This is a genomic window from Frankia sp. AiPa1 (assembly GCF_023243075.1).
Classification (GTDB): Bacteria; Actinomycetota; Actinomycetes; order Frankiales; family Frankiaceae; genus Frankia.
The window spans coordinates 1-20,174 of sequence record NZ_JALKFZ020000034.1 but is presented as its reverse complement, the minus strand read 5'-3'; the positions used below and the strand labels follow the sequence as shown (position 1 = coordinate 20,174).

The window sequence follows — 20,174 nt, the reverse complement described above, 5'->3', positions numbered from 1 at the left end:
ACACCGGACACCACTCGCCGGGGGACTGCCGGACGTCACGAGAACCGGCACCCCACCACCGGGATACCGGTCCACCGTTCAACCACTGACCGGCCAATCGGAAAGAGACTGAGATGAACGTCCTGTGCCGCAGGAAGGTCCGCGGGGTTGTGGTCCTCGTCGCCGGGCTGCTCGGTGGCCCGCTGTTCACCGTTGGAATGCTTGCGACGTCCGCCCCCGCCATCGCCGCTGATGCGCCATCGTCACCGGATCAGGCCACGGGCCCGGAGCTGGCGATCGGGATCGACGACGGGCATACCAGTGTTGGTGTGGGCGACCGCGTCACCTACACGGTGAAGATTCGCAATATCGGCACCGTGAACGCCAAAGATCTGCTTATCACTCAGACGCTACCAGCCGGCGCACGATTCGTTTCGGCCGAGCGCAACGGGGTCATCCGCGCCGGAGCGGTCGCCTGGCGCACGGATCTGGCCGCCGGGCGGGACACCGCCCTTGTCGTCCATGCCGAGGTGACGAAGACGTCGCCCGGCCAGCAACGTCTCGCCTCCGTGGTGTGCGCGACGACGGACGGCACCTCCAGACCGATCGTCTGCGCCGCCGATTCGGACCGGTTGCCGGCGGGCGGGGCCGCGGGAGCATCGGACACGGGCGCAGGCTCCCATGCCGCTGGTGGGCCGCACGGCTGGCTCGTGGCGTTGTACGTCGGCGCCGGTATTGTCGTGGCCCTCGTCGCAGGCATCGCTGGGCGGCTTCGATGGTCGTCCCGTCGACGGGCACGGACCCGCCGTGGTGACCAGTTGCTGGTGGCGCCAGACCTCGCCCTCGACAGCGACACCGACCAGGACGCACGGCCCGAATCCGAGGCGACAACGGCGCGGTGAGCCGCTGGTATCGGTGTGACGTAGGTCTGCGCGCATCCCGGGCGTGGCGCTCGGCTGGCTTGACGTGGAGCGCGCTCGAAGGGGGACACTGGACGGTGCCGGCTCGCCACCCGTCTGAGCGTGGGCCGGCTGATCCCGCATCGGAGAGGACTCCGCACAGGATGCAGTTCACTCAACTCGGCCGTTCCGGCCTTTCCGTCTCGCGCCTGTGCCTGGGCACGATGAACTTCGGTCCGCTGACGACCGAGGCTGATTCGCACGCGATCATGGATTCGGCGCACGAGTACGGCATCAACTTCTTCGACACGGCCAACGTCTACGGCCTGCGCTCGGCCGGCGTGTCGGGCCTTGGCGAGGGCGCGGGCCATACCGAGTCGATCATCGGCCGTTGGTTCGCGCAGGGTGGTGGACGCCGCGAGCGCACCGTGTTGGCGACCAAGGTGTACGGCGCGATGGGGGAGTGGCCGAACGAGGGCCGGCTGTCGGCGCTGAACATCCGCCGTGCGCTGGACGCGAGCCTGGCCCGGCTACAGACCGACTATGTCGATCTCTACCAGTTCCACCACGTCGACCGCACCACCCCGTGGGACGAGATCTGGCAGGCCATCGACGTCGCCGTCACGGCTGGCAAGATCCTCTACGTCGGGAGCAGCAATTTCGCGGGTTGGCATATCGCCCAGGCGCAGGCCGCCGCGGCCCGGCGTGGGACGTTCGGGCTGGTCAGTGAGCAGCCGATCTACAACCTCCTGACCAGGGAGGTTGAGCTGGAGGTGCTGCCCGCCGCGCGGCACTACGGTGTGGGCATCCTGCCGTGGTCGCCATTGCACAGCGGGTTGCTCGGGGGCGTGCTGCGCAAGGAGCGTGAAGGCAGGCGGCGTCTGGAAGGCCGTGCCGCGCAGGCCCTGGAGGCCAGGCGCCCCCAGATCGAGGCCTACGAGGACTTCGCCGCCGAGCTCGGCCACGAGCCGGGTGACGTCGCGCTCGCCTGGCTGCTGCACCAGCCGGCCGTCACCGCGCCGATCGTCGGCCCGCGCGTCAGGCAGCAGCTTGACGACGCTGTCCGGGCGCTCGACGTCCACCTGGACGAGAAGGCGCTCGCCCGGGTGGACGAGATCTTCCCGGGCTACCGGACGGCCCCGGAGCACTTCGCCTGGTAGTGAGAAGAGGAGCGGCGGTGGGGAGATGCCTCGCGCTGTGGCCGAGCCCTCCCTGGCCGTCACCCGGCAGCACCGACACGGTGTCGTCGCCGGCGTCGCCGATGTCGCCGGTCGGCGGCGCCGTCTCCGGTGACGTCACCGATGTTGCGGACTGGACCATGTGCGTGAGCCTGTGTGGAGCGCCACAGGCGAATGATTACCCGTCGTGGCGGTCGAGGTCGGTAGTGACACTCTCCGTAGTCATTTGCCTATCGGGCTGACCCGCGGAAAGCGACTTGGTCGATTGCTCGTTCGATAGGGTTGATGCTCGTCGGTAGTCAGGCGCGCCGGATTGTCGGATGCGTCCGGCCCTGTGGTGCGACGGAGGCGGGGGAACGTCGGTGCACAGCGCGCAGGGCGCGGCCAGCCAGCGATCGCTGCGACTTCTGGACTATCTGGTCGCCCTCGCGCATCAGCTCTCGGGCAAGCCGCACCGCCGGTTGTCCGATTACGATCCGCCGCTGATCCGTCCGGGCGACGTGCCCGACAGCGGGGCTGTCGTGGTGGGCCCGACGTCCACCAGATCGGACTGGCTGCGGATTCGTAAGGTTGGCGAGGCCGCGCCGCTGGCGTTGCCGGCCGCCGTCGCGCGTCACCTGGCGGAAACGGCGATCGGCGTGGACGCCGCGCCGTCGCTGCCGGGCGACTTCGACGAGCGATGCGAGCGCACCGGCGACGATCCGGCCGCCCGGCGGGCCCAGTTCGCCGACTGGGTGGAACGCAGCTGGCGGCCCTGGGCCGAGTCCGCCCGGGCGAGCAGGGCAGCGCGGGCGCTCTACCAGCAGCTGTATGACCTGCGCCTTCGGTTGGCCCGGGACAACGCCACACATGAGCTGGTCTGGGGCCACGGCGTTCTGTCCTGGTCGGTGCACGGCCAGGCCGTGGAACACCCGCTCGTCATCACCCGGATGACCATCGAGATGGATACCGACAGCGGGGACCTGTCCGTCGTCCCGGATGGTTCTCCCGCGTTGGAGACGGCGCCGCTCGACGACCTGGGAACGGCGGCGCGGGAGGAGATCGGAAGGCTGTGTGACCGGGTGCGCGGCAACCCGCCGGATCCGTGGGCCGGCCGCGGCGCGGGTGGCGCGGCGGACAGTGCGGGTGGCGGGGCGGGCAGCGCCGCCGGCCCGGGCGTCGGCCACGACCTGGCGGAGATCTATGCCCAGGTGGTCGCGCCTCTCGGGCTCGATGCCGTCGTGCTCGCGGGGCACCGGATCCCCCCGCCGGCCGCACGGGCGGTACTGGTGGACACCTGGGTGCTGTTCGTGCGCCCGCGGCCCGCGATGTTCCCCCGGTTCTACGCGGAGCTGCGCGAGGTGCTGGCCGAGCGGGGCATCCTGCCCGACGCGTTCGCGGCGGTCGTCGACGACGACGGTGCGCTTGGGCGCGCGGCCGCCAGCACATCGCCGGCCGCGCGGCCGGGGGCCGATGGCCAGGCGGCCGGGGGTGCCGGGGGTGCGGGGGAGATCCTCGGGGAACGGCTGCTGCTCCCGCTCGCCAGCAACGCCGAGCAGGAACGCATCGCGGTCCAGCTGGCCCATGCCCGTGGTGTCACCGTCCAGGGCCCGCCGGGCACCGGGAAGAGCCACACCATCGCGAACCTGGTAAGCCACCTGGTGGCGCACGGCCAGCGGGTGCTGGTCACCGCGCACAACGAACAGGCCCTGGCCGTCCTGCGGGACAAGATCCCCGCCGAGCTGCGGGACCTGTCGATCGCGGTCCTGGGCGCCAACTCCGGCGCACTGACCCAGCTACGCGCCTCCGCACAGATGATCATGGAGGTGGTCTCGGGGCTGGACCCGGGCGCGCAGCGGGCGGCGCTGGCGAGCATGGTCCAGCAGCTCGATGACGCCCGTGCGGAGCACCGGCACCTGGAACTGCGGCTGCTGGAGTTGTTGGCCGACGAGGGCGCGCGGTTCCCACTCGCGGACGGCCCGGCACCGGCCGCACAGGTGGCGCAGTGGCTGGCCCGGCACGAGTCGGACCACCACCGCATCCCGGACCAGCTCCCGGGCGGCCTGGAGCCACCGCTGAGGGTGGCCGAGCTGGCCGAGCTGTTCACGCTCGCCGGTGAACTCGCGCCGGACGCGCACGCGGCACGGCAGTACCTTCCCGAGCCCGGGCAGCTGCCGAGCACGGCCGATCTGGGTGGGTGGCTGGGCCGTCTGGACGGCCTGCGCGACCAGCTGGCGAGCCTCGAGGCGCGCGGGGTCGAACTCGCCGGGGTGGATCAGGTGGGGCCGGCGGCGCTGGCCGAGTTCGCCACCGGCCTGCGCATCGCCTCGCGGCGGGTGGCGGCCCTCGAGGAACCGTGGCTTGCCCAGGTACGCGACCAGGTCGCGCAGTCCCGGGAGTTCGCCGCCTGGTGGCGTGACCTGGCCGGGGCGCTCGCCAACGCCCACGCCGAGATCATCGACCTGCGCCGGGTGACCTTCGGCCGTGAGGTGGTCCTGCCCGAGGGCGATCATCGGGTGCACACCGAGCTGCTCGACGAGCTGGCCACCCGGTTCGCCAGCGGCCGGGGCCTGCCTCGGATGGGCGGCAGGGAGCTGCGGGCCTTCCACAGCGCGCTCCGGGTGGACGGACTGGAGCCGCGCGCGGCCGACGACGTCGAGGTCGTGCGGGCCACGCTGCGGGCGCGCGTGCTGACCACCGCGGCCGGGCGGCAGTACCAGGCCGTCGTCGGCGAGGTGGGCGCACCACCGCTGCCGGGTGACGCGTCGGCATTCATCCCCGCACTGGGGGAGCGCGTCTCCCGGTTGCGCGACGCGCTCGACTGGGAGTCGGCGGACGGCCCGGCGCTGGTGGCCCGGGTGCGCACCCTGCTCGCGGCGTTCCCCTCCCGGCCGACCGGTGCGCAGCTGGCCGAGGCGGCCGACCTGCTCGAGGCCGCTGCCCGCCGCGGGCAGGAACGGGACCTCACCTCCTGGCTGGCCCAACTGCAGGAGCAGCTGCGCGCCGGACACCGCCACCCGCGGGCAAGCCCGCTGTGGGAAGCGCTGTCCCAGGCCTGCGCCCGGCGTGATCTCGCCGCCTGGACGCAGGCGCGTGCGGAGGTCACGCGCCTGACCGGGTTGGGCGCGCCCCTCGCCCGCCGGGACGAACTGGCCGGTCGGCTCGCCGTTCGAGCCCCGCTGTGGGCGGCCCGGATCGTCGAGACCGGTGGTGACCCGCGGGTGTGCGGCCAGGCTGCCGACCTGCCGCGGCTGTGGCTGTGGACGCAGGCGGAGACCTGGCTGGCCGCGCTGCACGCGCGCGGCGACGCGGCGATGTTGCAGCGCCGCCTCGAGGAGACCGGTACGCGGGTCCGGGACCTGGTGTTGCGGATCGCCGTGTGCTCGGCCCGGCTCGCGATGAAGGCGAACCTGCGCGAGGAACAGCGCCGGGCTCTGCTGGGTTGGCTGCAGTCCCTGGCCCGCATCGGGAAGGGTACCGGCCGCTACGCCGGCCGCTGGGAGGCCGACGCCCGCGAGCAGATGCCCGCCGCGATGGGCGCCGTGCCGGTCTGGATCATGCCGATCCACCGGGTGCTGCAGAGCTTCGACCCGCGCCGGACGGACCTGTTCGACGTGGTCATCATCGACGAGTCCAGCCAGTGCGACGTGCTGTCCCTGGGAGTGCTGGCGCTGGGCCGCAAGGTCGTGGTCGTCGGCGACGACCGGCAGATCAGCCCGGCCGCCGTCGGCACGAACCGGGAACGCGTCTTCGCCCTGATCGAGGCGCACCTGTCGGGTTTCGAGCAGCGGTCACTGCTCGATCTGGAAGCGAGCCTGTACGACATCGCGACCCGGGTGTTCCCCGATGTCGTCCTGTTGCGGGAGCACTTCCGCTGTGTACGCGACATCATCGAGTTCTCCAACCGGTTCTACGACGGGCGCATCCTGCCGTTGCGCGAGACGCCCGAGCTGGGCATCGGCCCGCCGGTGCGACCGGTGCGGGTGCCCGACGGCGCTCGGATGGTCGGCCAGTACGGCGACGCCAACCAGCCCGAGGCGGTGGCGCTCGTCGAGCGGCTCATCGCCTGCTGCGGGGATGAGGCCTACGCCGGCATGACGTTCGGCGTGGTGACGCTGCTCGGCAGCGGGCAGGGGCGGCTGATCGAACAGCTGCTGCTCGACCGCCTGGGTAGCGAGGAGTTCGAGCGCCGCGAGCTACGGGTCGGCGACCCGTACAACTTCCAGGGCGACGAACGTGACGTCATCTTCCTGTCGGTCGTCGCCGACAGCGCGAGCTACGCGGCCACCCGGAAACTGGATCAGCAGCGGGTCAACGTCGCGGCCAGTCGGGCCCGCAACCAGCTGTGGATCTACCACACCGTCGATCCCGCCGCGCTGCATCCCGACGATGTCCGCGGGCAGCTTCTGCTCTACGCCTACGGGGTGGGCACCCCGCGGGCGCGGGCCGAGGCGCTCGAGGAGAAGTGCGAGAGCGACTTCGAGCTCCAGGTGCTACGCGCCCTGGTGGCACGGGGCTACCGGGTCCGGCCGCAGCATCAGGTCGGCCGGTACCGCATCGACCTGGTCGTCGAGGGCGACGCCGGCCGGCTCGCCGTCGAGTGCGACGGTGACCGGTTCCACGGGCCCGACCAGTGGGAGGACGACCTGCGTCGACAGCGCGTGCTGGAACGCCAGGGCTGGACGTTCTGGCGGGTGCGGGGTTCCGCCTTCTACCGGCATCCCCACGCCGCCCTCGCCTCGCTGTGGGAGACACTCGACCACCTGGGTATCGAGCCCGCCTCGGCGCACGTCGACCTCCCACCGGCGTCCGCTTCTGTGGCGAACAGGGTCTGACCGCCGCCCGTCCCGCAGGCGGTTCGGTGGTCAGAGTCTCCTCGTCATCCCCTATCCCTGCGTATCGATCCGGCACTCGGGCCGACATGACATGTGATCACAGTTAGTGATATTGAGAGGCCACCGTCAACTCACCAGGTAGCTGGACGGCCTGCGCCTCAGGTCCGAGATTGGTGATCGGGATACACTCCGTACACCCAGAGGGTGGACGACAGTGGAGCGGATAAACAAAAATGCCGAGAAGGCTGGGTAGTGCTTATACGCTGGAAAAGCAGATCGGCCGCGGCGGCATGGGCGAGGTGTGGTGCGGCCATGACGCCGAGGGAAACGATTTCGCGTTCAAGCTTCTGCATCCCCAGTTTGCCGATGATCCCGAGGTCATCACGCGCTTCCTGCGGGAACGTGGAATTCTGCTGCGGGTCCGGTCACCTTTCGTCGTCACGATCCATGACCTGGTCGCGGAGGGCGGCGAGCTGGCGATCGTGATGGAATACGTGGCCGGTGCCGACCTTCGCCGCGAGCTGGTCCGGCGGGGCACCCTCCCACCAGCCACAGCCGTCACCCTGACGATAGAGATCATGACGGGCTTGGACGCCGCGCATGCGCTCGGTGTGGTCCACCGTGACCTGAAGCCGGCGAACGTGCTGCTGGACTATCGAGACGACACCTATCTACCCAAGGTCTCGGACTTCGGTATCGCCTCCGTCATGGAGGCGTCCACCCGGCTGACCGGCACCCTGGCCGTGCTTGGGACACCGCTGTACATGGCCCCCGAATCCGCCAGTTCCGCACCGGTCACTCCGGCCACCGACACGTATGCGGCCGGAATCATGCTGTACGAGATGTTGTGCGGGCTCACCCCGTTCGGTGGCCGCCCGGTGATGGCGCTCCTGCACGCTCATCTGAACGAGATTCCGGCCCGGCCCCCGGGCATTCCTGACGACCTGTGGGCAGTGCTGTCGGCGATGCTCGCCAAGAACCCGCGCGATCGTCCCGGACTGAACGATGTGCGGCAACTGCTGCCAAGCCTGGCCGACCTGCCGGCGCTGCCACCGCTCACCCGGCCACCATCCGCCGCGGGCGGCGGGCACAGCGGGCCGCCTGTGTTCAGCCCTCGGCTGGACGCCTCTCCCGCGGCGTCGTCCGGCCGCCTCCCTGATCCACTCACTGCGGCTACAACCACCGCGGCGGCCGTCGTCGCCCAGCCGCACGGCCCTGCCACACCGGCCGGCCCTGCCACACCGGCTGACCCTGCCGAGCCGGCACCGTCCAGTGGGCCGCCGTCCTCCGGCCCGCCGGATGCCTCCTCCCTGCCGTCGGGCACGTCCGACTCCGGGCCCGACGCCGCTGTCCCGACCGAGCCCGGCCCATCGCACCCCGCCGGGCAGGCCATCGGGACGCCGCCGCCGGCTGCCGGAGCCGCACCGATGGTCGGCCCACCGCCGTCGACGGGCAATCCTGTTCCCGCCGCGGCACCGGGCGGGAACGCCAGGCGGCGCCGCCAGGGCCGGATCGTCGCCGTCGTCGCCGGCATCGCGACGGTCCTCGCTGTGGTCATCGCTCTCGTGGTCGTGCTGACGGATGGGTCAGATCCGGGGCCAGCTCGGCTCGACTCCCGAACGACCCAGACTCCGACGGCGCCGGCCTCGCCGGTCGCAGCGACGACGTCCGCCACCGCGACCGCCAGCGGCCAGACTCCGGCTGCGGCCACCTCACGCGTCGATCAGGTGCCGGCCAGTGGTTCGGCCCAGCCGGTGGGCGATCAGAGCGCGGCCGGGAGCCAGAGTTCCAGGGCATCCGGCGGGAGTACCGGGGTGTCCGGCGGGGGCACCGCAGCATCCGGCGGGAGTACCGGGGTATCGTCCGGCGCCGCCGGCACCACCACGTTCCTCAGCACGGCGACGGCGCTCTGCCTGGACAGCGACTCCGGCGGCTCAGCGTACGTCCTCGGCTGTAATGGCGGCCTCTACCAGCGTTGGAGCCTCCTCTCGTCCGGCGGCGGATACCGGATCAGGGACGTGCAGACCGGGCTGTGCCTGGGCGCAAAGGCCAATCCGGCTGCGGATGGCACGAAATACCGCGGCACCGTGTTCACCACACTGTGCTCGGACACCGCGAGCCAGATCTGGATTCCGGCCGAGAGCCCGCACGGCAAGCAGTTCGAGAATCGCGCGACCAACGAATGTCTGGACGGTAACTCCCAGGGGGAATTGTATACCCAGGACTGCAACGGCGGAGACTACCAGCACTGGCAGCTCTCCGCCGGCTGAACCGCAACCATACGGCGCGCCAGCCACCGCTCGGTGTGCACCGAGGACCAGATGCCGACGCCACGCTCTTCTCCCGACAGAACCGTTCAGATCGCATTCATGCCGGAGTCGGTGACCGACAGGTACGACCTTCGCCGCGGAGACGGACAGCGATCCCGTGCCTGTAGTCGTAGGCCGCGATATTGCCCGGGGGCGGCCCGCGCGGGCCGACTCTTCCATGCCGAGTCTGACCTTACCGCTTCGTAGATTACTGTCGCGGGCGTTCTCCACACCCTGACTGGCCACATCCCGCCAGTCGGTCGCAATCCGAACATCATAAAGCGGGGACGGAACAGCGCGGGCCGGTTGCAGCCGTGTCCTGTGGCGATCAGCCGGCCCGCGGCTGAGGAGGCGCGGGAGCTGGGGAATCGTCGTCGGACCACCAGGCCGACCGTTCCTCCCGGTGCAGACTCATGAGGGTCGGATACCAGGAGCTGTGCTCGGTGAAATAACTCCGCAGGACCGGTGACAAGTTGAAGATGTCCAGTATCCAGGCACGCCAGGAGGGGAGATCCTGCTTGGAGTACTCGGTTTTCCGATCCCAGATGCACTCAAGGATGTCAAGGCAGAACTCCGCTATCGCCAGTACCTGGCAGCGATCCGGGTCCGTCATGTTTTCCGGCACTGGCCTGTCGTCGTAGAAGTGGGGCCGCCAGTGCGGATACTCGATGAAGATCCGGTCGATCTGGAGGGTCAGATCGGTCGTGCTGTTGTAGGTCGTGACCGTCCGATTCTGCCTGGCATCCGATACCGACAGCACCGTCGCGCCGATGGAAAGTATCAGTGCGACGACCGCGACAATGTTTGAGGTCCCCATCGGTCGCTACTTTCCGGTTGCCGCGATCACAAGTGGGTGGCTGGGAAGGAGATCGTAGCCCTCTTCGTACAGCGCTCGTACGAGGTCGACGAGCTCATCACCGGTCGGTGGCTGTGATCGGGCCGCAGGCGTCCACAGCAGGAGCATCGGCAGTTCTCCGTCGCCCTGGAGAAGTGGGACGCGGTAGTCGGTGATGGGCAGTACGCGGGCGCCTCTGTCCGTGTAGAAAGAGATACGCCGTCGGCGGTCGGCGGCTGTGCCCGGATCGATATCCGGCTCGTCCGGGTCCTCGACCTCAAGGACGATTGCTGACACATTCTGGTGAAGCTGGGCGTCAGCGCAGATGTGGCGCCACAGTTCGCCGCCGAAACCGCTGCCGCGTTGCGACCTGCTGATCGCGATGTATTCGAGGAAGAACGTCTGGACCGACTGGAGGACGCACGCCGAGGCGAAGCCTATTGCCGTGTCCTCGTCCAGCGCGAAATATGCGACGCGAACACCATTGTTGGCGTCGCTCAAAATCTCGTCGAACGGCATCCGCTCTCCCGACGGGAAAGCCTCCAGATAAATTTCCTCGACCGCACGGACCTGCGGTGGCCTGAGGTCGGAGAGCGCCGTGACCCGCATACCTCACATACTAGCCTCCCGGGCCACATTCCGGCACGGAGTATCCCGGAAGTCAATGCCCGGCATCAGTCCGAGCATGGCCGGCGCTGGATAGTGGTCACAGTGTGTTATATCGTCACTCTTCGGGTAACCCTCCGGAATCGCCGTCCGGCTCCCGGGATACTCGGGACAGGCGACTCGCCGCACCGCATCACTCTCGCCTGTCCTTCGCTCCATGTCCGCCGGTCATCGTTCTGGCCTGGCGCGATGGCCTGGTGTGGCGGCCTGGTGTGGCGGCCTGTGCGGTGCTCTGGCCTGGCGGGTCGCCGGAATGGAGAGCCGGTCAGCGGGAGGGCAGGCCCAGGTTTTCCAGAATTCCGCGCAGGCGGTGGCGGCCGGCCATCGACTCGGGGCCCGCGAGACGGGCGAGTGCGCGGTCGCTCCAGGTGTCGGCCGCCAGTCCGAAGCGGCTGTTGTAGGCGGCCAGCCGCTGGTCGTAGGTCTCGATGTGGGCGTCCGCGGTGACGGCGTACCGCTCCCGGTGCAGCACCGCGTCCCGCGGCAGCCGTGGCTTGACGTCGGCCCGCTCGGTCGGGTCCGGCTCGCCGACGGCCAGGCCGAAGGCCGCGACGGCATGCGGGGGCAGCCCGAGTTCGGCCGCCACCTCCTGCGGCTGGTTGCGGACCGCGCCGACGAACACGGTGCCAAGGCCCAGCGACTCGGCGGCGACGGCGGCGTTCTGCGCCGCGAGGGCGGTGTCGACGAAGCCGACGATGGTGGTCTCCAGATAGTCGACTGCGGCCACCTGGGTTCCGGCCCGCTCGGCGAGGCGGTGGACCCGGCTGAGGTCGGCGATCCAGACCAGGAACAGCGGGGCCTGCGCGATGAACTTCTGGTTGCCGGCGAGTGCGGCCAGGCGCGCCTTGCGGGCGGGCTCGCGCACCGCGATCACGCTCCACACCTGGAGATTGGACGAGGTCGACGCGGACTGCGCGGCCGTGACCAGCGCGGCCAGCTCGTCCTCGCTGACGTCGCGCGGCCCGAAGCTGCGCACCGAACGGTGCGCGAGCTGCACCCGCAGGACGTCATTGACCAGATCGAGGGTCGCGGCGGGATCCCCGTAGCGGGCGGCAGCAGGCATCGGACAACAACCTCTCATCATCGGCGCTTTGTCGATCGTTTTGGTGAAGAATACCAAGTCGTCCGTATGCTTACCGTCTGATCCGCCCAGGTCTACTCCGGCGGCAGGATCGTCAGCGAGTCCCCGACCTGCACGGTGATGTCCGATGGCGCGCAGGTCGGGGCGTCGTGCGGGACGAGGGCGGCGATCACCGGCTTGCCGGAGTTGACGTCGATCAGGTGGACCGGGGGAGCGTCGCCGTCGCCGAGGTGCCGGTCGCCCCACTGCATGAGGCCGACGACAACGGGATAGAGGTCCCACGCCTTCTCGGAGGGGCGGTACTCGTGGCGCTCGCGGTCGCCATCCTCGCGGTAGGGCACGCGCTCGAGGAGGCCGTCCTGGGTCATGCCCCGCAGGCGCTGACTGAGGACCGACGGTGAGACCCCCAGATGCCGCTGGAAGTCCTCGAAGCGCCGCACGCCGTTGAACGCCTCGCGCAGGACCACCAGGGTCCAGCGCGAACCCACGACGGCGAGCGCCCTCGCGATGGAGCAGTTGTCGAGATCGACATCCGTCCACTCCATGCGCCCAGGATACCTCCTGACTTCTGATAGCGAAGCCAGCTATCCTGCTGGGTAGGAAAACAGAAGTCAGAAAGATCGAAGCCAGGGGAGATGTGGATGGGGCACGAGAGGTATGAGGGGTACGAGGCGCTCACGGTCAGGCGGCGGGAGGGAGTCGCGTTCGTCGTCATCGACCATCCGCCCCTCAACCTGCTCGACGGTCCGCTGATCGCCGATCTCGACCGTTTCCAGACCGAGGTGCGCGCCGACGACGCGGTGCGGGTCATCGTCTTCGAAAGCGCCGACCCGGAGTTCTTCCTGGGGCACGGCGACATGCGGCTGGTGCTCGACCCGGCCGCGATGGCGCAGTTCGCCGCCGGCCCGGGGCCGGGTCTGCTGCATCAGTACCGGAGCCTGGAGCAGGTCACCATCGGCAAGGTGGTCGGGCGCGTTCGCGGTAGTGGCCACGAATTCCTGCTGTCCCTGGACCTGCGGTTCGCCGCCAGTGGGCAGGCGTGGTTCGGGCAGCCTGAGGTCAGCCTCGGGATCCTTCCCGGTGGCGGCGGCACGCAGCAGCTGCCGCGTCTGATCGGCCGTTCCCGCGCGCTGGAGGTCATCCTGGGCGCGGACCTCCTCGACGCCGAGACCGCGCAGCGGTACGGGCTGGTCAATCGGGCCCTGCCGCCGGGCGAACTCGATGGCTTTGTCGAGCGGCTGGCTCTGCGCATCGCGTCATATCCCAGGGCGGCCGTGACCGCGGCCAGAAAGGCTGTGGACGCGGCGGCCCTACCGCTCGCCGAAGGGCTGACGGCCGAAGGCGAACTGCTCTGGCCGCTGTTCACCAGCCCCGTGGCCATCTCACGGTTCACCGGCGCACTGGCCGCGGGTGCGCAGACCAGGGCGGGCGAACTCGACCTCGAGGGCCTGATCGCGGGTCCGGCCGCCAGCGTGATCAGGCCAGGGTGATCGGCAGCGATACCAGGCCGCGGTGGATCAGGCTCGGCAGGTAGGCGAGCACGCCCGCGGTCTCGTCGAGGGCGAGGGAGCGGGTGGCCTGGACCAGCGCGCCCACGGTCGCCGCCGCCTCGATTCGGGCCAGTGGCGCGCCGAGGCAGAAGTGGATGCCGACGCTGAACCCGAGATGGCGCCGCGCCGGCTTCGGCGGGTGGAATCGGGTGATGTCGAACCGGTCGGGCTCGTCGTAGACCCGCGGATCCCGGCCGGCCGCGGCGCTGACGAGCATCACGCCGTCGCCGCGGGAGAAGGTGTGCCCGCCGACGGTGGTCCTGGTCGCCGCCGTGCGCATGGTGAACTGGGTCGGCGGGTCGTAGCGCAGGACCTCCTCGACCGCCGACGCGGTGAGCTCGGGCCGCTCCCGCAGCAACGCGAGCTGGTCGGGGTGCCGCAGAAGAGCCAGCACGCTGTTGCCGATGAAGTTGATGCTCGTCTCCATGCCGGCGACGAGCATCAACGACGAGATGCCGAGCAGTTCGTCCTCGCGCAGCACGTCACCGCGTTCCTCAGCGCTGGCCAGGATGCCGAGCACGTCGCGGGTCGGCCGGGCGCGGCGCTCGTTGATGAGCTCCCGGAAGTACACCCGGAAGTCGTGGGTGGCCCGGGTACGGCTGGCGATCTCCGCCTCGGACAGGAGGTTGTCCGGGTCGGTGCCGCGGGCGATCGCGAGTGCCCAGTCGCGCAGCCGCGTACCGACATCGTCCGGCACGCCGAGCAGATGGCCGATCGTGGTGCTGGCGACGGGGGCGCCGAGGCCGTTCATGACCTCGAGCCGGCCGTCATCGAGCGCCGCCTCGATGATTCGTCTGGCGGTGGCGTGAATCGCCGGTTCCAACGCGGAGATGGTGCGGGGGGTGAACGCCTTGTTCACCAGCCCGCGCAGCCGGGTGTGGTCGGGCGGATCCATCCGCAGGAACGACCGGGGAACGTCCGCCGTGGGCTCCCGGAACGGGCTGATGCCGGCGTCATAGCCGTGCACCCAGTCCTCGCTCTGCAGAATCTCCTCAAGATCCTCGTACCGGGTGACGACGGTGACGGGAACATCGCCGATCGCGAAGGGGCAGAACCGGGCGGTCTCTCGGACCCGCTCGTACACCGGATAGGGGTCGAGGCGGTGGGCGGGGTCGAACGCGTCGAACGTGGCCGGGGCGGTGGTCCCTGCGGTCATCGTTTCCTCGCTGCTCGGGAGACGCGTCGGTCAGCGTCGGGGGCGCTGCCAGCGTTGTCCGCGGTCTTGACGTCGTCAAGGATTCCGGCGCTAAGGCGATAGAGCCATCGAGGCCACCTATCGCACCCACCGGATTATGTGATCGTCTGTCCGGCTGGAGCGCGGAGGACGGGAGAAAAGCCTCGTCATCAGCCGAATGTGTTTCCAGAAGAAGCTTGGGTGACGTTTCCGAATCGCTCGGCGGCAGGAGGACGCGCCGGGCGTCGCCTACCAGATCTGGCCGACCGGCAGGTCGGCCAGACGCGGCGCGGACAGGTGCAGCACCTCGTATTCGCGGACGCTGATCTCCGCGAGCCCTGGCCCGGACCCGAACGAGCATGGCAGGAGGCCCGCCCCGCACGCCGACCCTCGGCGCGCGGGCCTCGATCCGGCGCCGGGGACCGGGGCGCGTTCAGCCGATGTCGCGGGCGGGCCGGGCGGCGGCGTGCCGGCCGGCGCGGTAGCCCATCACCATGCTGGGGCCGATGCAGGAGCCGCCGCCCGGGTAGGTGCCGCCGAGGACGGAGGCCGCGGTGTTGCCGGCGGCGTAGAGTCCGTCGATGATCGGCACCTCGGTGCCCAGGACGCGGGCGTCGGCGTCGATCTGCGGGCCTCCGCTGGTTCCCAGCGTCCCGGGCCACTGCTGGATCGCGCCGTAGGTCGGGCCGAGCACGGGCTTCAGGCTCGTCGTGTCCGGGCCGGTGGCCGAGCGGACCTGCTCGGGGTCGCCCCAGTCGGGGTCCTCGCCCTTCTCCGCGAACGTGTTGTACCGGAGCACCGTTTCCTCGAGGGTGTCCGGGTCGACGCCGATCTTCGCCGCGAGCTCGCGGACGCTGTCCGCCACGACGAGCCACGGCGGGGCCGGCTGGCCGTTCGGCCCGACGAGGGCGCCGTCGACGAGCCGGCCGCCGAAGACGCCCTTCCCCTCGAAGTGCGCCGCGCCGAAGACGCACCAGGCGGGCCCCTTGTTCGTGTAGCCCGGGTTGCGCTGGTCGAAGGCGTTGAACGGGTGCGAGAAGTCGTTGTACGTGTAGCCGCCGTGCATGAAGCGCCGGCCCCGCTGGTTGACGATGATCGACCCGGCGCCCAGGCCCATCTCCATCTGCGGCAGCGGGTTGCCGTCGCGGCCGACCTCCCAGGGGTCGTACATCACGCCGTAGCTGAAGAACGACGTCATCAGGCCGAGCCGGGCCCCGGCGCGCATCGCCATCCGGTGGCCGTCCCCGGTGTTGCTCCATGGCGTGCACGGCTTCACGTCGTAGCCGAGGAACGTCGACACCATGTCGGGGTTCCACTCGAAGCCGCCGGTGGCCAGGACGACGCCCTTGCGCGCTCCGAGGCGGGTGAGCGCCCCGTCCGCACCGACGACGACGCCGATGACGCCGCGTTCGTCGTTCGTCACCAGTTCGCGCCCCGGGGTCGAGTGGCGCACCGAGACCCCGCGGTCCAGCAGCGCCTTCAACAGCGCGGCGACGAGACCGCCTCCCTTGGCCCGGTACCCTTCCCGCCGGCGGCGCAGCAGCTCCTCCCGGGGAACGACCGGGATCTCCTCCGCGTAGGCCACCTCGGGCGGCTTCACCCAGGGGCTGGGGTTCACTCGCGCGGCCCACTCGGCGCCGAGTTCGGCCACCGCCGGATAGGGCTGACAGGAGACCGACCGCGGGATGTCCTTGGTGCCGGGAACGCGACCGGGCACGACGGCGTAGTAGTCGGGCAGCCCCTTGTGCGCGCGGGTCACGAGGCCGGTGTGGGTCTCGAGGTAGTCGAGGGCTTCGGCACCGGTGTCGACGTAGACCTCGATGAGGTGCGGATCGTAGGCGCGGCCGTCGGAGAGGCGCGTGACGTAGGCGATCGCCTCCTCGCGCGTGTCCTGATCGGCGATGTGGCGGTTGCACGGGATCCACATGTCTCCGCCGGAGACCGCCGTCGTCCCGCCGATGAACTCGGACTTCTCCACGACGCAGACGCTCGCGCCGCCGTCCGCGGCGAGCAGTGCCGAGGTGAGGGCACCCGCACCGCTCCCCACGACGACGACGTCGAAGACCTCATCCCACTCAAGACCGCTCATGCACCGGATTCTGGATTTCTTGTACCGCTCGGTCAAGAAGTTTCTGTACTGGGCGGTCAATCAACCGCACGGCGGCGGTAGTCTCCCGTTCGACCAGGCCGCGGGCGGGCGGCGTCGTCGGTCAGCGAGGCCCCGGACGTACGCGACACGCTGCCCGGCTGAAGGTGGCCGGCGACGGTCACGTGATCGTGGGCCATCGGCGACCTCCGGGCGGCGTGACCGGCGGCGAGAGGACTGGCGGTGATCCCCGCGCTGACCGTCGGCCTCGCCGACGCCCCCTCGTCGGCTGGCCCATACGTACGTCAACCCGGGCGCGTAGCGGGGCGAAGTGATATAAACCGCCTGCCTCTGTTCACACTTCAAAGGAGCGGCGCAGATGAGCATCGACGGACGCTGGGAAATTGTCCTTTCGTCACCGATCGGGGAACAGAAAGGCGCACTCGAAATCAAGACCGACGGTGCCGGATTCACCGGTTCCATGGTGCAGGACGGCATGACGCTCGAGATCGCCGACGGTCGTATCGACGGCGACAAGATCTCCTGGTCGGTCAAGGTCACCTCGCCGATGAAACTCACCCTCAAATCGACGGCCACCGTCAGCGGCGACACGATGACGGGCAAGGCGAAGCCCGGCATCATGCCCGGGATGTCCTTCACGGGCACCCGCGTGAGCTGAGCCCTCCCAGGGCCGCACAGGCTGGCGCGCGGCCAGGCGCGCCAGCCACGGAATGCCGGGATCAACGGAATGCCGGGATCAACGGTCATCGGAATCAGAAGAGGCGCAGACGGCTGATCCGGATCCGCCTGGTCGATCAGCTCGATCACCGGGTCGCTCCCGGTGCGGGTCACCTCCTGACCGGGGTGGTGCCGTTCAGGCCGAAGCGGGCTGAGCACACCTCGGTGTTCGACTGGTCGCCCGCGCGCCACACGCAGATCCACATCGTGTATCCCGAGACCGGAATGAAGTTCGTCTTCGCGGCGCCCCAGGACGCGGAGAAGGTGTACGCCATTCCGTCGCTGCGGTACAGGTTGGCGGCGCAGGCCTGGGTGAGCGATGTGTTGAGTACTCCCGCGAGTGCGCCGGAACCGTTGTCGTCCAACCACGCCGAACATGCGGCGGCGTTGGCCACCCAGACGGTGTCCGCCTCGGAGCCCGGGACCTGGGCCCGGTCGTCCCCGCCGTTGATGCCGCGGATCGCCGACGCGGTCGGGTGTGCGGCGACCTCGGGTAGGGCGTTCGCCGTGGGGGCGTGCGTGAGCGTGACGTCCGCGGTCGTGGCGTGGGTGGCCCCGGCGTCGGTGGGCGCGGTGCTCACCGCCGTGGCCGGGCTGGAACCGCTGGGTGGCACGGCCGACCCGGCGGTCGGTGCGGCCGTGCCACGCGGCCCCGAAGACGGCGACCCCGCCGCCCTCACCACGGGCACCGTGCCGGCCGACGCCGAGGCGGACGGGTGCGCCGTGGAGTGCCGCGGAGATGTCAGGTCGGGGTAGATGACCAGCCCGACCAGCGCCACCGCGACGACCAGAACGAGTGCGACAGCGCCGACGATCCAGGCGCCACGGTCCCGCCGCCGTCGCGGCCCCTCGGCGGGCGAAGCGGCGGGCGAGCCGGTGGGCGGTTTCTCCCCGGATCCGTCCGCCGACCGCCGCGCGTGCTGCGCGACGACCTCGGTCGGCAGCCCAGCCACCTCGGACCCCCGCCCGTCCGGCACCAGCGGTTCGGACGTCGGCGGGAGGGAGTTCGGCGGCGCGGACACGAGCGGTTCGGGCGTCGGCGGAACGAACGTGATGTCGTCGTCGCCGCGTCCGGTCAGCGCGCGCTCCCGCGGCTCCCGCGAGTCCGGCGCCGAGGGCTCTGGTGTCGGCCAGTCCGGCGTCGGCGGTTCCGACTTCGGTGGTTCCGACTTCGGTGGGACGGAGCTGATGCCGCCGCCGGTTCCGATCGGCACCAGCTGGTCCAGCCCCAGCGAATCGGGGCCCGCGGCCGGTACCGGGGAGCCCGTTCGCCAGCGAGCCGGCTCGGATGGCCGGTCGGTGGCGGCGCGGACCGCATCGCCGAGAAACAGCGGCAACTGCCCGCGGGCGGCCCACCCGACACCGAACACGGCGGTGGCGGCGGCGGCCAGCTCGAGTGCGAACGTGGCGGCGTCCGGAGGTCGGTCGGCGGGGGATTTGGCCAGCATGCGCACGACCAGGTCGGCCAGCGGAGCGGCGACACCGGCCATCGACGGCGGCGGCTCGGAGATCTGCTGGCTCAGCAGGGTGAGTAGAGGTGTCTTCGGATCGAACGGAAGCCGCCCGGTGAACAGGCTGTACAGGACGATCCCCAGCGCGTACAGATCGGTCCACGGCCCGAGCTGGCCACCCTCGATCTGTTCCGGGGCCATGTACGCCGGCGTGCCGGCGATGCCGCTGGCGGTCGTCCCCGACCCCTCGAACAACTTGGCGATGCCGAAATCGGTGACCTTGAGCGTGCCGTCGGCGGTGAACATGACGTTGTCGGCCTTGATGTCGCGGTGGAGCACCTTGTGGCGGTGCGCATGCTCCAGCGCCGCGGCGGCCGCGAGCGCCACCGCGCAGATCCGCTCGGGGCTCATCGCCGCTCGCCGCCCGTTCAGGGTGCCCCCCGCCAGCAGCTCCATCACGACCATGCACAGGCCGCTGTCCTCGACGTAGTCGTAGACCCGCACGACATGCGGATGATCGAGCCGGCCCAGGACCCGCGCCTCGGCGGCGAAACCCGCGGCGGCGGCCGCGGTGCCCCTGGCCTCCACCACCTTGATGGCCACCGGTCGGCCCATCTGACGGTGCGTGCCCGCCAGCACCAGCCCGAACGCCCCGGACCCGAGCTGCTCGCCCAGTTCATAACCAGGCAGGGCCTTCGCCACCCGCTCCCGGTCGACGATCACCGATCGTCCCGCAAGGTCCGTCGCCCCACTTCGTCTGCACTAGGCGCCATCGGGATGGAGCCTAGTATTCCGCCACGAAGGGCCACAACCCGCCATCGCTGCGTGGAGCGGGCGGGTGGTGTGGGGCTGCGGACCACTGCGCCGCCGGGGTCCTCAGCTCGGGTTTGGCGTGACGGGGGTCTCGTCCACGAAGCACCAGCTCCAGTGCTCGCCAGGCTCGGCGGAACGCGCGATCGGATGGTGCGCGCTCGCGGCGTGCCGGGAGGCGTGCCGGCCCGGTGAGCTGTCGCAGCAGCCGATCCGGCCGCAGCTTTCGCACATGCGCAGGTGGACCCAGACTCCGCCGGTGGCCAGGCACTCCTCGCAGCCGCGGATGGCGGCGGGCAGCGTGGTCACCTTGACGGAGTCCAGGTGGGTACAGGTCGCGCTCATCCGCTCGGCACCTCCACGAAGACGGCGGGCCAGCTCGCCGCCCGCGCCACGGCATCGGCCGCCAGCCTACGGCCGTCGCGGCCGCTCGGCCCCTGCGCGCGGACCGCCCAAGGCGGCGGATCAGGGGTGGTCAGACCAGCGACCATGAAACGTAGCGCGCAGGCCCCGTCCTTCCGGGCGGGGTTAGCGCATCAACTCCGCCGTCACGGTGACGCCGGATTCATGTATTCTGTCAGGTATGGGGAAGCGGGTGGTGAAG

The 20,174-nt window shown here is 70.4% G+C and carries 14 protein-coding genes; 6 read left to right on the top strand and 8 right to left on the bottom strand.

What is annotated here, in order from left to right:
- The first annotated feature begins 113 nt into the window (after nt 1-113).
- The 4 genes from MXD95_RS05555 to MXD95_RS05540 all read left to right on the top strand — a co-directional run bounded on the left by MXD95_RS05555 (nt 114) and on the right by MXD95_RS05540 (nt 9,140).
- Nucleotides 114-881 carry a DUF11 domain-containing protein gene (locus tag MXD95_RS05555; protein ID WP_250639456.1) on the top strand — a complete coding sequence of 256 codons (768 nt, stop codon included), beginning with the start codon at nt 114-116 and terminating at the stop codon, nt 879-881.
- 161 nt (nt 882-1,042) lie between these two features.
- Nucleotides 1,043-2,038 carry an aldo/keto reductase gene (locus MXD95_RS05550; RefSeq protein ID WP_250639455.1) on the top strand — a complete coding sequence of 332 codons (996 nt, stop codon included), beginning with the start codon at nt 1,043-1,045 and terminating at the stop codon, nt 2,036-2,038.
- A 338-nt stretch (nt 2,039-2,376) separates the two neighbouring features.
- The gene (locus MXD95_RS05545; protein WP_250639454.1) at nt 2,377-6,870 is read left to right on the top strand and encodes a PDDEXK-like endonuclease domain-containing protein; all 4,494 of its coding nucleotides are present in this window, start codon (nt 2,377-2,379) and stop codon (nt 6,868-6,870) included.
- Between the two features lie 233 nt (nt 6,871-7,103).
- Nucleotides 7,104-9,140, top strand: coding sequence for a serine/threonine-protein kinase (locus tag MXD95_RS05540; protein ID WP_250639453.1), 2,037 nt, complete (start codon nt 7,104-7,106; stop codon nt 9,138-9,140).
- Between the two features lie 367 nt (nt 9,141-9,507).
- Here the strand turns inward: MXD95_RS05540 and MXD95_RS05535 are convergent, their stop codons facing one another.
- The 4 genes from MXD95_RS05535 to MXD95_RS05520 form a co-directional block, all read right to left on the bottom strand.
- Entirely contained in the window at nt 9,508-9,996 is a 489-nt protein-coding gene (locus tag MXD95_RS05535) for a hypothetical protein (RefSeq protein WP_250639452.1), read from the bottom strand.
- Nucleotides 9,997-10,002: 6 nt separating this feature from the next.
- Nucleotides 10,003-10,623, bottom strand: coding sequence for a GNAT family N-acetyltransferase (locus MXD95_RS05530; RefSeq protein WP_250639451.1), 621 nt, complete (start codon nt 10,621-10,623; stop codon nt 10,003-10,005).
- 322 nt (nt 10,624-10,945) lie between these two features.
- Nucleotides 10,946-11,743 (bottom strand): NADPH-dependent oxidoreductase, encoded by a 798-nt coding sequence (locus MXD95_RS05525; protein WP_250639450.1) that lies wholly within the window; start codon nt 11,741-11,743, stop codon nt 10,946-10,948.
- Between the two features lie 92 nt (nt 11,744-11,835).
- Entirely contained in the window at nt 11,836-12,306 is a 471-nt protein-coding gene (locus tag MXD95_RS05520; RefSeq protein WP_250639449.1) for a winged helix-turn-helix transcriptional regulator, read from the bottom strand.
- A 96-nt stretch (nt 12,307-12,402) separates the two neighbouring features.
- Between MXD95_RS05520 and MXD95_RS05515 the strand changes: the two genes are divergently transcribed.
- Nucleotides 12,403-13,251 carry an enoyl-CoA hydratase/isomerase family protein gene (locus MXD95_RS05515; RefSeq protein WP_250639448.1) on the top strand — a complete coding sequence of 283 codons (849 nt, stop codon included), beginning with the start codon at nt 12,403-12,405 and terminating at the stop codon, nt 13,249-13,251.
- On the opposite strand, the gene MXD95_RS05510 is transcribed toward MXD95_RS05515, so the two are convergent.
- Entirely contained in the window at nt 13,238-14,467 is a 1,230-nt protein-coding gene (locus tag MXD95_RS05510) for a cytochrome P450 (RefSeq protein ID WP_250639447.1), read from the bottom strand. The two genes, MXD95_RS05515 and MXD95_RS05510, sit on opposite strands and share 14 nt — an antisense overlap.
- 451 nt (nt 14,468-14,918) lie before the next feature.
- Nucleotides 14,919-16,574 (bottom strand): FAD-dependent oxidoreductase, encoded by a 1,656-nt coding sequence (locus MXD95_RS05505; RefSeq protein ID WP_250639446.1) that lies wholly within the window; start codon nt 16,572-16,574, stop codon nt 14,919-14,921.
- A 376-nt stretch (nt 16,575-16,950) separates the two neighbouring features.
- On the opposite strand from MXD95_RS05505, the gene MXD95_RS05500 reads away from it, so the two are divergent.
- Nucleotides 16,951-17,250, top strand: coding sequence for a hypothetical protein (locus MXD95_RS05500; protein WP_250639445.1), 300 nt, complete (start codon nt 16,951-16,953; stop codon nt 17,248-17,250).
- A 169-nt stretch (nt 17,251-17,419) separates the two neighbouring features.
- On the opposite strand, the gene MXD95_RS05495 is transcribed toward MXD95_RS05500, so the two are convergent.
- Both MXD95_RS05495 and MXD95_RS05490 read right to left on the bottom strand, forming a co-directional pair.
- Nucleotides 17,420-19,483, bottom strand: a complete 2,064-nt coding sequence (locus tag MXD95_RS05495; RefSeq protein WP_250639444.1) for a serine/threonine-protein kinase — start codon at nt 19,481-19,483, stop codon at nt 17,420-17,422.
- Between the two features lie 153 nt (nt 19,484-19,636).
- Complete coding sequence (locus MXD95_RS05490) at nt 19,637-19,915, bottom strand: UBP-type zinc finger domain-containing protein (protein WP_250639443.1); 279 nt, start codon at nt 19,913-19,915, stop codon at nt 19,637-19,639.
- Nucleotides 19,916-20,174 lie beyond the last annotated feature (259 nt).